The sequence below is a fragment of the Providencia sp. SP181 genome, assembly GCF_050446505.1.
Taxonomy (GTDB): Bacteria; Pseudomonadota; Gammaproteobacteria; order Enterobacterales; family Enterobacteriaceae; genus Providencia; species Providencia vermicola.
Genome location: NZ_JBBPXM010000006.1, coordinates 311,588 through 326,142, shown reverse-complemented (window position 1 = coordinate 326,142; position 14,555 = coordinate 311,588). Strand labels below are relative to the sequence as shown.

6 protein-coding genes are annotated in these 14,555 nt (G+C 36.7%); 5 read left to right on the top strand and 1 reads right to left on the bottom strand.

Features of this window, described 5'->3' with window-relative positions:
* Positions 1 to 148 precede the first annotated feature (148 nt).
* The 5 genes from mazG to AABS66_RS12935 all read left to right on the top strand — a co-directional run bounded on the left by mazG (position 149) and on the right by AABS66_RS12935 (position 13,274).
* Positions 149 to 943, top strand: a complete 795-nt coding sequence (mazG, locus tag AABS66_RS12955) for a nucleoside triphosphate pyrophosphohydrolase (RefSeq protein WP_272574417.1) — start codon at positions 149 to 151, stop codon at positions 941 to 943.
* Between the two features lie 568 nt (positions 944 to 1,511).
* Entirely contained in the window at positions 1,512 to 3,149 is a 1,638-nt protein-coding gene (gene pyrG / locus AABS66_RS12950; RefSeq protein ID WP_206082944.1) for a glutamine hydrolyzing CTP synthase, read from the top strand.
* Between the two features lie 65 nt (positions 3,150 to 3,214).
* Entirely contained in the window at positions 3,215 to 4,516 is a 1,302-nt protein-coding gene (gene eno / locus AABS66_RS12945) for a phosphopyruvate hydratase (protein WP_206082943.1), read from the top strand.
* A 220-nt stretch (positions 4,517 to 4,736) separates the two neighbouring features.
* A complete protein-coding gene (locus AABS66_RS12940; RefSeq protein ID WP_430225000.1) occupies positions 4,737 to 11,537 on the top strand; it encodes a TcdA/TcdB pore-forming domain-containing protein in 6,801 nt (2,266 codons plus the stop codon).
* A 351-nt stretch (positions 11,538 to 11,888) separates the two neighbouring features.
* On the top strand, positions 11,889 to 13,274 hold the full coding sequence (locus AABS66_RS12935; protein WP_206082941.1) for an SLC13 family permease: 1,386 nt from the start codon (positions 11,889 to 11,891) through the stop codon (positions 13,272 to 13,274).
* A gap of 66 nt (positions 13,275 to 13,340) precedes the next feature.
* Here AABS66_RS12935 and AABS66_RS12930 read toward each other — a convergent pair whose 3' ends face one another.
* Positions 13,341 to 14,279: a filamentous hemagglutinin N-terminal domain-containing protein gene (locus AABS66_RS12930; RefSeq protein WP_272681752.1), complete on the bottom strand. Its 939-nt coding sequence runs from the start codon at positions 14,277 to 14,279 to the stop codon at positions 13,341 to 13,343.
* Positions 14,280 to 14,555: the final 276 nt, after the last annotated feature.

The window sequence follows — 14,555 nt, the reverse complement described above, 5'->3', positions numbered from 1 at the left end:
CGAGATAGCTAATCTTGCCGCTTACCTACAACTCAAACTATTTTGAAATGATCCTTTTCAAGTTTTCTTTGTTGATTAGCCTTTATATCTGGTAAGTTTGAAATAAAGGTAGCAATGTAGAAACAAAAGAAAATCAAAGGGTAATACAATGAGTCAGCAAAATCACCAAATTGAACGCTTACTATCCATCATGGCACAGCTGCGCGACCCAAAAACGGGGTGCCCTTGGGATAAAGTACAAACATTTAAAACCATCGCACCTTACACACTTGAAGAAACCTATGAGGTACTTGATGCGATAGAGCGTGAGGACTTTTCTGATCTAAAAGGCGAATTGGGTGATTTATTATTCCAAGTCGTTTTTTATGCACAAATGGCGAATGAAAAATCACTTTTCGATTTTAATGATATCTGCCAAGCGGTGAGTGACAAACTTGAGCATCGTCACCCACATATCTTTGATGCGAACAACCAACTTTCAAGTTCCGAAGTGATTGAGGGATGGGAAAAGCGTAAGGCAAAAGAACGTGCTGAAAAGTCTCAATTTTCTGTACTTGATGATATTCCAAACTCACTCCCTGCACTGATGAAAGCCTATAAAATTCAAAAACGTTGTGCTTCTGTCGGTTTTGATTGGGATACGCTTGGCCCAGTGGTTGGAAAAGTGCATGAAGAACTTGAAGAAGTCATGGAAGAAGCCACTCAGGTGGTTGTAGATCAAAACCGCTTAGAAGAAGAAATTGGAGACTTGTTGTTTGCGACAGTAAATTTGTCTCGTCACCTAGGCCATAAGCCCGAAATTGCACTGCAAAAAGCCTGTAATAAATTTGAACGACGTTTTAGGAAAATCGAGAAAAGCTTATCCGAAAGTGGTAAGTCTGTAGAAGGTGCTACACTTGAAGAGATGGAGGCACTTTGGCTGCAGGTTAAAAGCCAAGAATAAAATGTCTCGTCATATTTCACACTACAGCGTTGTTGGCTGCGTTCGGCACATGGGTCACATACTTATGTATGCTCCCCGAGATATCCTCTCTTGCCGCCTAGCTGTAATGCGAACTATTTAGAGCCATTACATGTAAGTATTGAAACTATTTGTCGTTTTAAGATTTGGATGTTGTTGGTTTATTCTAAAAGTAATTTATTTAATATTCCCAAATAAAGCTTCAAAAACAATGAATAGAATGGCATTTTTAGGCGTCAAATAGCGAGTGATAGAGTAAATAGTTATTCAAAATCAAACTTAGTGCAGAATTGCATTTTTTACGCTATAGAATGAGCTGAAAGGATTTAGCTTTTGCCTTTAAACTGTGTTAATGTATAAAAACAGACGCAGATGACTATTTTTGAAGCGATAAATAATTTTCGTTTTTAACTTGCTGATAATATTAGAGTGTTGATGAAATTTAGCCTTATTATGCTTAGAACATTTGTAGCGAAATTAAGGTTCGGGTATACTGTTTTCCCGTCCTGTTATATCCATCATCTTTTAAACCTAAACTTTCAGGTTCAGCATGAAAACTAACTATATTTTTGTGACCGGCGGGGTCGTATCCTCTCTGGGTAAAGGCATTGCCGCAGCCTCGTTGGCGGCTATACTCGAAGCCCGTGGACTCAATGTAACGATTATGAAACTGGATCCCTACATTAACGTAGATCCAGGTACAATGAGCCCAACCCAACACGGGGAAGTTTTCGTTACAGAAGACGGCGCTGAAACTGACTTGGATTTGGGTCATTATGAGCGTTTCATCCGTACCAAAATGACACGTCGTAATAACTTTACGACAGGCCGTGTCTACTCTGAAGTTCTGCGCAAAGAGCGCCGTGGCGACTACTTAGGCGCTACCATCCAAGTTATCCCGCATATTACGAATGAAATCAAAGACCGTATCATCCGTGGTGGTGAAGGCCATGATGTTGTTCTCGTTGAAGTTGGCGGAACTGTCGGTGATATCGAATCTCTGCCATTCTTAGAAGCTATTCGTCAAATGGCGGCGGAAGTGGGTCGTGAACGCACACTATATTTGCACTTAACCTTAGTGCCATATCTTGCAGCTGCGGGTGAAGTAAAAACCAAACCAACGCAACATTCTGTGAAAGAATTGCTGTCCATTGGTATTCAACCTGACGTATTAATTTGCCGTTCAGACCGTGTGATTCCTGCAAACGAGCGCGCGAAAATCGCGTTATTCTGTAATGTGCCAGAAAAAGCAGTTATCTCACTAAAAGACGTTGATTCTATTTATAAAATCCCAGCCTTGTTAAAATCCCAAGGTTTGGATGAATACATCTGTAGCCGTTTCCGTATCGATGTGCCTGAAGCGAATCTTTCTGAGTGGGAACAAGTTATTTACGAAGAAGCCAATCCTGCTGGGGAAGTAACTATCGGAATGGTGGGTAAATACGTTGAGTTACCAGATGCGTATAAATCAGTTATCGAAGCACTGAAACACGGCGGCTTGAAAAATCGTTTAACCGTGAATATTAAGCTAATCGACTCGCAAGATATCGAAACCCGTGGTGTTGAATTACTGAAAGGGCTTGATGCAATTTTAGTTCCAGGCGGTTTTGGTGAGCGTGGTGTAGAAGGGAAAATTCTGACAGCGCAATACGCACGTGAGAATAAAATCCCTTATTTAGGTATTTGTTTGGGTATGCAAGTTGCCCTGATTGAATTTGCACGTAACGTTGCCAATATGGCAGATGCAAACTCAACAGAATTCAAAGCAGATTGTAAATATCCAGTTGTTGCGCTGATTACAGAATGGCGTGATGAAGAGGGTAACGTTGAAGTGCGTTCTGAAGAGAGCGACCTTGGCGGTACAATGCGTGTTGGCGGGCAGCCATGCCATTTAGTGAATGGTAGCTTAGTGCGTGATATGTATGGTGCTGAAACCATCGTTGAACGTCACCGTCATCGTTATGAAGTGAATAACTTATTACTGAAACGCATCGAAGATGCGGGCCTAAAAATCGCAGGCCGCTCAGTAGATAACAAACTGGTAGAAATTATTGAAAACCCAAATCACCCTTGGTTTGTGGCTTGCCAATTCCACCCAGAGTTCACTTCGACCCCAAGAGATGGTCACCCATTATTTGCAGGTTTTGTTAAAGCCGCTGGTAAGTACCAGAAAGGTGAGTTGAAATAAGATATGGGGAAGTCGGCGCATTGGCACCAACTTCCCGAAATTTAACTTGTACTGAGGAAAACCTAATGTCCAAAATTGTTAAAGTGATCGGCCGTGAAATCATTGACTCTCGTGGTAACCCAACTGTTGAAGCTGAAGTTCACTTAGAAGGTGGCTTCGTTGGTTTAGCAGCTGCACCATCAGGTGCATCGACAGGTTCTCGTGAAGCTCTGGAACTGCGTGACGGTGATAAAGCACGTTTCCTGGGTAAAGGTGTTCTGAAAGCTGTTGGTGCAGTTAATGGCCCAATCGCAGAAGCCCTGATCGGTAAAGATGCAAAAGATCAAGCAAATATCGATAAAATCATGATTGACCTTGATGGCACTGAAAACAAATCTAAATTTGGTGCGAACGCAATTCTGGCTGTTTCTTTAGCAAACGCAAAAGCAGCAGCAGCGGCAAAAGGTATGCCTCTGTATGAGCATATTTCTGATCTGAATGGGACTCACGGTCAATATTCAATGCCTCTGCCAATGATGAATATCATCAACGGTGGTGAGCACGCAGATAACAACGTTGATATCCAAGAATTCATGATCCAGCCTGTTGGCGCACCAACGCTGAAAGAAGCGGTTCGCATGGGTTCTGAGATTTTTCATCACTTAGCAAAAGTACTGAAATCTAAAGGTATGAACACGGCTGTAGGTGATGAAGGTGGTTATGCACCTAACTTAGAATCTAACGCAGCAGCGTTAGCCGCTATCAAAGAAGCGGTTGAACAAGCAGGTTATGTATTAGGTAAAGACGTAACGTTAGCGATGGACTGTGCAGCATCTGAGTTCTTCAACGCTGAAACAGGTAATTATGAACTGAAAGGCGAAGGTAAAACCTTTACGTCTCAAGAGTTCACTCATTACTTAGAAGAGCTGACTAAACAGTACCCAATCGTATCTATCGAAGATGGTCTGAACGAATCTGACTGGGATGGTTTTGCATACCAAACTAAAGTTCTTGGTGACAAAATCCAATTGGTTGGTGACGACCTGTTTGTAACTAATACTAAGATCCTGAAAGAAGGTATCGACAAAGGTATCGCTAACTCAATCCTAATTAAATTCAACCAAATCGGTTCGTTAACTGAAACTTTGGCTGCAATTAAAATGGCGAAAGATGCAGGCTATACTGCTGTTATTTCTCACCGTTCAGGCGAAACTGAAGATGCAACTATTGCGGACTTAGCAGTGGGTACTGCAGCGGGGCAAATCAAAACAGGTTCTATGAGCCGTTCTGACCGTGTTGCTAAATACAACCAATTAATCCGTATTGAAGAAGCTCTGGGTAACAGTGCACCATTCAACGGTTTAAAAGAAGTTAAAGGCCAAGCATAATTTAATTGCTAAGCTAATTGATTGCAACGGGAGGCATCGGCTTCCCGTTTTTTATGCTTAAAATAAATGATATTTTAAAAAACGATAAAAAAATCATTTTTTCCATATTAAAGTTAATCTTAAATTTACCTATTTTATTAAAACGAATTCAATAATATTTATTTTCTGTGATAGAAATAAGTCTTTAAAATAAATTAATTTTGATATTAAATGGTGGAATATGGAAAAGGAAGGTTATGAGTCGTTACTTGCCATTTCAAGGGAAGGCAGAGATAAAGCAAGAACTGCTCAGGAAATTATCGATTTAATTAAAGAGATTAAAGTTGGTTATAAAAATAATAGTTTTAATTGGGATTCGACACTAATAGAAAAAAAGAATTATATTGAAGATAAAATAACTGACATTATTTATCAATTATATAGTAATGATATCCCGGCAGAATCAAGTAGGTTAAATCTTGAAGAAAGAAATTTATTTTTTGATGAGTTCAAAACTCTTCTAAATTCAGAGGTTAGGGATAAAGTCAGTATTAGAGTCCAAGGGCAAAATGAAGAATCTTTTTTTAAATTAAGTTCAGAACAACAATTGAATGCAAGTGCTTATCGTATTTTACCAAAAGATTACCGTCAACGTTATTTGAGTAGATCCAAATTAATGGCTCGATTAACGGTTAATGTTAATAAGAAAAATTACATTGATTTAGCAAATGCTTTGATTAAGTTATATGACAATGATCCGCAAAAAAATGTCTTTCAATCAAAAATTATGGGGCCAAGAAAATTAGGTAACAGAACCGATCAAGCCGTTATTTACCTTGCAGAGGCGAGTTCTGTGTCTGCTAAAGAAGTTAGCCAGCAATTAAAATCACTGCTACCACCAGATGCACTTATTGAACATACGCCCGTTGGTATGAAAAGGCTAATGACTGGGATCTCTTATTCTGAAACGGTAGAGGGGCAATCTAGTAGCTATGGTGAATCAAGGGCAGTGATTATGGCCAAGGCAGTCACTGAATCGTTATTAACAGGTGAAAGGTTAATAAACACATTACCAAGAACATTACAACGTTTTGGCTATGATCCTAAAGACCCTGCGCTTATTTCTCAAACGATTAAAGATAGGTTTTTGAAAACAGGGCTGAATGGTTCAAATTTAGAGTTAGGTACTACTGATCCAAGTCGAGATATACAACAATTTGTATTAAACCCCGAGCAATTTTGCTACTCATATAAAGTTAATGCAGGTTATCTCAATGATATAGACGAAATACCAGTAAGTGGGAAATTTGTATTTTACCGTAATGAAAAATCTGAATATGAAATAAAGTATGTTGATGATACTTATCATTCAAATCCTGCTTATGCACTAGAGAGTTATTTTTTAGATACTAACTCAAAAGGGGCAGATAAAGACTTTTCTAATTATATTGATATAGAAAAAACATCTCCAGAAAATAAATTTTTATTTTTAAGTAAGGTTAATAAAGGCTCTGTTATTGTCACAGAGTTAGATTCAGAAAAATATAGAGTTTTCTATGATAGCCGTTATAACAGTTCTTTACTTTATGATAATGTTACCATGGCTATAGATGAGCGGGATTATAAAAATAGGGAGCATGATAGTCCCTTTATTTTTTTATATTTTGATGATGAAAATTGGAAGTTGGTTTTTCAAGATAGAACGAATCAGGATGGATTACACTTTTTGCCTGATAATGTAAAAATTAAATCAGCAGAGAGTTATTTTTTAGATGAAAAAAAAACGGAATTTAATCTTTACAGAAAAAATGTACACGAAAAGTTGAATCTTTTTGCAAAAAAACTAGACGTCTATTTTTCTACAGCTGAAGAGTATTCAGTCACAGATGAAAAAAAAGTTAACTCTACTCATTGGTTAAATTTAGCTAATGAAGTAAAAAGAAAAGTCCAAGCGAGTTCAGATGAGTTAAAAAATAGAATTAGAAATATAGAACTAAATTTAAAGAGAATTAATGATGAAGATATTATTTCTGATATGCAAGCAACGATAGATGTTAATCAGGTTTTAGATAGAATAAAAAACGAACAATTTAATGAGATATACTCGAGCTTGCTTGAGGTTGAATATGCTTTTTATTTGCAAACACTTAAACAGAATAAAGGTATGGACTTTGTGGTTCGAGGAATAAACTCAGGGTCTTCATCATCTAAAGCAGATGAACGTAGTCGGCTAACAATAATCGAGCGCTATGAAAATTTATTGTATTTACATAGAACATCAAAGAATATTGATTTTAGAAATGAATTTAATGAAGGAATGAAAAATTATAATAATATTGTAATTAAAGAAATTAATAGTAATGCAACGTCTTGGCAATTAAAAAAACAGTATGTATTAGCGGAGATTTCCGCAAAAGAAAGAGGTGCATTATATCGATTGATTCAAGATGCTGATTATGCGGAGTATATCGATAAAATTCTTATTGAAACGGGTAAGATCAGTGAGTTTTTTTATGAAAATGGTAGTAAAAGAAATAGGTTGATCCCCCAGGACTTTTACTTATCAATTATTAAAAGTGAATCTGGTGGACGCTGTTATCCACTGGTTAGGGCGATGTCTGTTGCATTGGCAAAAGGGGGACAAAATAGTGCTGATAAGCTCATAGATAAACTCTATGTCGCTGCTGCAAATCCAGATGATGAAAATTCCATTTTATTAAAGAAGGGGTTGAATAACCTACACTCAAATACCGGTGCTGTTGAATCTTCTTTTTCCTATGGGAAAATGAGCTTAAACAAGATCCATGAGTTATTAACTGTTCGTGATGACACAATGATGTTTGCATTAAATACTAATAGTCATTCAATGATGTTAGGGAAAAAAGTGGAAAATGGTAAGAGTAACTACTATTTTTATGATCCTAACTTTGGTATTTTTGTATTTGATAATAGCCAAAGTTTATTTAATGCAATAACAAAGTTCTTTATTGAGAAAAAATTTGCACCTTATTACTCTGCATTTGACGTAGATGGAAAGCCGGCTTTTAATCTGGTTTATATCGATACTCATAAAATGAGTGGGGTTTCGATAGGTAACCAGCTTACCGTTGAAAATTTAAGCGATGAAAATGAGATTAGCACAATAGAAGCGAGGCAGAATAAAGCAAGATTAATATTAAGAGGCCAAAATGAAATATACCAAGAAGATTTACAATTAAAATGTTCACTATCCATCTTGGATGCAAACCAGTGGGCAGAAAAAATTCATGAAGCAAGCGTTAAATTATCTGTAGAAAATAACCTTGATGATCGATGGCTTCCCTTGTTTTCTAATATAGAAGAAGAGAAAGAGGGGCATTATCGTATTCAATTTATTCACTTAGATAACACAGATTTAACTCAATGGGTTGAAACAACCGATAAAACATTTAAAGATTTTCACCAATATAGCCTTGAAAAAATGACGGAGTTTGGGCGCGATTATCATTTTATTGAAGAAGAGTTCAGACAAAAAAGCCTAACTGTAGAAGGTATTTCTATTGATGGTTTAAATGCGGGGGTTGTGATTCAATCAATCATCCAATGGGTAGAAGACAGAAACCGGATTGAAAATACAAAGACTTCGAATACATCAAATTTAGCTATGGCTTTAAAAATTCATACCTATGTAAATTATGCATTAATCACCCAGAGCACAGTAAAAGATATTGCTCATATAACGCAATTAGCTAAAACCGCATTAAGTTACCAAACAAAAGCAGTATCTCCCTCAATGAATCTCTTTTCATCATCACTCGCTAAAGTTGCTAATGAGGGGCTATCGACATTATTTAATGGTGCATTGATTGGGTTTGATATTTATGAAATAACACAAGCTGAAAATGAGCCACAGACAATCACTTTTAGTACTCAACTCGTTTTTGATTCTGCAAGTTTTTTAGCTAATACTGTGGCTATAGGTGCTGATGCTTTTGGTTACACGACTGCATCAGCCTCTTTCGGTGGAATGGGGGTCATTGTTTCTGGGCTTGGGATTGGTTTCACAGCACTTGCGCGTAATTTTGCCATCATAGGTGAGGATGCCAAAGCGGTTGGTTTGTATTTTAGCGCACTGGATAAAGCATACCAAGGTAACGGTTATGAATATTCGAAAGATAATAAAACTTTAATACCTAAATATGGTGCTGTATTTAAAACTATCGACTTACAAGCGGATAAAATCGAATTTGATAGTCAATATATTTATCGCACGAGTGAGAAATCCTCTGGCGGGGGGCGAAAAAATTATATTTTTTGGGCGGGTAATTTTCCAACTATGGTACATGATAGACAACAAGCAATTAATATTCGTACAGGAATAGGCTATGTAAGTAGGTACCATACTGTGGATTTCGCTTCACAAGAGAATGTTTTTTTACCAGTGACACCAAAATCATATATAAAGTATGACTATAATTTATGGCCTGGGGCAACAACAAGGCACGACAATGGTTTTGATGTTATTCGTAGGCTAGAGCGGACTGATAAATTTGACTATGATTTTTATATTTTCCCAAGCGAAAATACAATTACTCATATTTACCATGAGTATGTTAATACCCCAATAAGTGTTAGGTTAGACAATAAAAAACGTAATCTAATTATGCCTAATTTACCAAAAGAGTGGCACGGATTTGTTAGTTATGATCTAGAAGGGTGTGGGGGAAAATATACCATTAATATTAATGAAGGAGTCAATGTATTATTATCAGATTGCTCAAGCTGCCAGAACTCTTCTCAATGGATAATTAACTCAAAAGATAATAATAATAATATAAAAATATTTGATGATCGAGTAAGCGTTGGGGAGGTTGATTTTTTTATCAAGAATAAAAATCCAGGAAGTAAATATTATATTATTGGAAATGAGAATGAAGTAAACGAAATAAATTTCAAAACAAAATCGATGACAGTTGTGAGTATTGATGAAACAGTATGGAAAAATAACATAAAAGGTTTTGATGCATATTTACACACTCTAGCCTTGGAACATAGAACACATCAACAGTATGTTATTATTGAAAATTATCAGCATAATGGAAACAATGTAGGCCGTGCTTATTTTGATGTGAAAACGGAAAAAATACTATTTACAGACTCAATTGATGCAGAGAAAAAAAATGCACTGTTAGCGTGGGTTAGAAAAGATAAGGCTATTTTTTATTCAGTAGGCTCGCCTCTGATTTGGGTGACAGACCTTAATAGTGGAAAGGTTCTTTCTGAATACCGATTAGAAAACAAAATGGCACGTAATTTAGACGTTTTAAAAGTATGGTCAGAAGAAGATATTATTTATTTTTCTTGTCGCTATCAAGATTCACTCGAGGTAGCAAATTACCAAATTGTAGAAAACAACATTGAATTGGTGAGTCTTGTTTCAGCACCTGAACTGTTAGTCGATTTAGCTAACACTCATACTCAGTTAGGAAGTACTGAACCTGAAGAAATTTTACAGCGTTACTTAATTGATAATAAAAATAATTTTAGAATGTCACAATTGAAATACTCCAGCTTAGCCAGTTTGGTGATGATATCTGGAAGTGACTACAATCAAGCTCAGCACCGCTACTGGATTAGACTCAAAGATAATAAACTGATTAAGCCTAACCTATCTGCTTCGTTAGGGTTTGGTCATTTTCCCGTCGATCGTACTTTGAGGCAAAGTCATTGGGCAATCCCTGAGGATTTACATTTAGTCTCATCATTATTTGATAACGATGGGACTGAAGTCTTTTACTTTTATAGTGATAAGGAAAAATCACTATATCAACAAAGAGGTGCGGGGCAAGATGTATTAAATGTAATAAAACCTTCAGCCTGGTTTATGTTCATGCCTAATTTAGAGCGTGTATTTACATGGAAAGGAAATTTACTACTTGTTGATAGCATTGGTGTTGTTAGCCAGTTAAATGTTAATAGGTCTTCATCTACAGTTGCATTGACTGATAAATGGCTTCGAGAGCATGCATATTGGTGGCGGGACTTAGAATCTGATTATCGGGATAAAACGGTTCTTCCATTACTTGGTATTAGAAGTGTTGATAATAGCAAAATACTTCCAGCATGGAGTGTTCAAGGGAAAGTCATCATTGCACATCAACTTTCTTCAGAAAATGAACTGCAATTTTTAGGTCTGAACGCAACGTGTTCTGGAGGGGTAATTTTTGATAGAAAGCAAAAAAAATTGTATGAACAACACTTCGCAACAGAAAAAGAATTAATGGCTGCATTTTCTGAAGGCTCAGTACTCAATAACCCAACTGATTTACCTGCTATAATTGACCTTTACTCTGGCTTTCAAATTAATAAAGTAGAACGAGTAGATGAAGGTTTATTAATTTCCGCTGAAAATGGAGAAATACTTTATGTTGGTTTATTAAACAGCCAGTCAAATAATGAATTTAGTGCTAATCATTTAAGTTCTTCTTTGATTATTCAAGGTGGAAAAGAGCATGATATTCTTAGCCCATCAATAATCAAAAACGTGAAAAATATTATTTTAAGTGGCGGAGAAGGACAAGATAGTTATTTAATCAGCCAAGAATCATGGCTGAATTACCAAACGATTATTATTGATAATGATAGCTATGATGAAAAAGAGGATCTTCTCATTTTGCCTGCATTAAATCGCCGTTCACTTATGACGTTTCGTCGGGATGATGACTTAGTTATTTTTGATATAAATTCATCAACATCATTAGTTATTAGGCAGGTGTTTGGTCAAAACGCTAAAACACATAATCATTTAAAGATCCGAATACACAATCAATCATACTCTATGAGTCTGAGTGAATTTACTCGTGATACAATACATACAGAAAGTTTATTTAATGCACAACAAGGTGATTTTAGCGCAATAAGTGAACATCAAACTCAACTACTTATTGAAAAAGCAGTGATGTTTAATTTTGACCTTGATTTATCACAGCAAGACACTGGTGCTTATTTTCCATCAGAACGTGCATTAAGTTTGATACCACCACTTTTATCACCTTACTCATAGATTTAACTGATTGATTTCATAGCTGGTTTTTATAGCAATAAATTAACCAATGGAATAAGTTGTTTTATTATATAAAAATCAGCAAGTTATGTTTATTCTTACCCAAGGGAATAAAAAGAGATTTATATTGCACACTTTTCATATGATGGTTTTTAATTCTTCGATTTTTGCGATGCAATAGCTCGGTTTTTTGGAGTTCATGGTAAAGATTAGCAAATTACACGGCATAGATCGCACTTTTGGTTACTCCACATTTTCATTCCATTCAATTAACTCTATATTTCAGACCTTGTAAATAAATATTAACAATAATACTCGAAAACAATTTGCTTCCGAGCTATGGAGTCTTACATGGATGCTTCTGAATCTTTGACGCCGGCAGTAAGTCCAACTCCCGCCAATAAGCGTGGTTGGATTATTTTAGCAATTGATATTGTGCTGTTGGTTTTACTTTTGAAATACCTACCTTTTGATGAGAAAGCGAATGCAGGGTTAGCGATGATGGTTTTCATTGGCGTGCTTTGGCTTACTGAAGCTATACACGTTACAGTGACAGCGCTATGCATTCCTATTTTAGCCGTGGGACTTGGGCTAATGAATACTGGGGATGCGCTTAAATCTTTTGCGAACCCCATTATTTTCTTATTCTTTGGTGGGTTTGCATTAGCCACAGCCTTGCATATTCAAGGTTTAGACAGGCTTATCGCGAATCGCTTATTAATGGCTGCGCGTGGGCGTCTCTCAGTTGCTGTATTGCTGTTATTTGGTGTAACGGCGGGCTTGTCAATGTGGATCAGTAACACGGCAACAGCAGCAATGATGTTACCGCTTGTGCTCGGTATTTTGTCCAATCTTGATGTCCGTCATGAACGTAATACATTTGTGTTTGTCTTGCTTGGTGTGGCTTACAGTGCAAGTATTGGCGGATTAGGGACGATCGTTGGTAGCCCTCCAAATGCCATTGCGGCTTCTGCTTTAGGCTTAGACTTCCTTTCTTGGATGAAATACGGCATTCCAATTATGGTTGTGTTATTGCCGATGATGTTTGTTTTAATGTACATGATGTTGCGTCCAAACCTTAAACATCGCTTTGAAATTGAATTAGAACATGTTGAATGGAACAGTAAACGTATTACTGCAATGATAATATTTTTGTTAGCGGTAGTCTGTTGGATCACTAGTACTTTTATCAGCGATGCATTCGGTGGTGTGAAAGATTTAGACACCATCATAGCGATGAGCGCCGCAATTCTAATTTGTGTCACGGGCGTCGCAAATTGGTCTCAGATTCAAAAAAATACAGAGTGGGGCGTATTGATGTTATTCGGTGGTGGTTTAACACTGAGTGCAATTTTGAGCTCTTCTGGCGCAAGTAAAATTATGGCGGATTGGATGCAGCTAACATTTGGCCAAAGTCATTGGTTTGTCATTATTTTAGCGGTCACGACCTTTATTATCATTCTGACAGAATTTACCAGTAATACGGCAAGTGCTGCGTTATTAGTTCCTATTTTTGCAACAGTGGCTGAAGCGTTGGGTATGCCTGTCATTGTGCTAACCATGATTATTGGTATCGGTGCATCGTGTGCCTTTATGTTACCTGTAGCAACACCACCTAATGCGATTGTGTTTGGTTCGGGTTATATACGCCAAATAGAAATGGTGAGAGTTGGAGCTGTACTGAATGTCGCTTGTATCATTGTGATTTCATTATTTGCTTGGTTCTTCTGGATGTAATTCAAAAATCTACCTTACGGCCTCTTCTTTTGAGGCCGCTTTACATTGTTGTTTTGCATTTCGATATTATTGAGGGGGGCGTGCGACGAGTGCTTGTTGACTCTTCCCTATCTGAAGAACTCCTGTATTTGAAAATGTTATTTCACTGTTACCACGTAATGAGAAATTCAGTGCTTTAATTGTCCCATGAATATCGATTTTGTTTTGAGGGCAAAGAAAATCATTACTGCATTGATATTGATGACTCTCTAACATCACAGTATGCCCTGTTAATTTCGCTTGTTCACTTAATTCAAAGTGATTTCCTTGAAAATATGGGATATCTGTTTTGAATTTAGTGTTATGTTTTATCACACCTTCACTTGGTGAAAGTGTTCCACTACCTGACGTACTTATGTAGTTTTGCAAGGCAGCATTGATATTGAGGTTATTTTGCAGTTTTATTTGATCGGCAAATATATTCATTTTAGATAACTGAATAGGATTGCCTTGTTGTTGGCTTATGCTGATTAGCCCAGCCGGGTGGGTTGAAAATTTAAGATTACTGTAATCCTCCTTTTTTTTAGGTTCAAGTTGCTTCTTATTTTCTTTATTTCTAACGTATTGCTGTTCTAATTTCCCTGCAATTAAAGACAGGCTATTGATATTATTTATCGTGCCTTTTTTCCAAGAAATACCATTTGGGTTTGCAATAACAAGGTTTGCTCGTTGTCCCTTGATACCTAATACCCCTTGAATCTGAGTTTCTTCGGTACCTGTCACTTCTGCGAGTATTAACTTTGCTGCCTTATCACCCAAGTTATTATTGCTCGCTACATCATTATTAAAAATCAAACCATGTTCATTTGAAGATAAGGTCTCGAACGTATTGAATGAAATATGGTTTTTTAGAGGTGCATTGATATTGATGATTTTGGCTTTATCAATACTGAGCTCATTTGCATTAGTAATGAATGGCGAAAATAAGAAAAAGACAGTGATAGTTTGTGTCGTTATTGATTTCATTTATCAGCTCCCTGCTATTAAAAAATCCCTTAATCGCTAAGGAGTATAAGGGGGAATGCATTTTTCAAAGCAATCAAAAAATAGTATGGGATTGATAGAAACAGGTAAAAGGGGGTAATTATATTGAGTTAAGAAGAAAATAAGAGCCACATTTCAGTGGCTCTCAGACTGCTGACAAACCGATTAGGTTTGACTGCAGGTTGGATAGGTTTTGAAAATAAATCAGGAAAATCAGTTTATTGATTTTCGGCTGATAACACAAAGCAGGAAAAACCA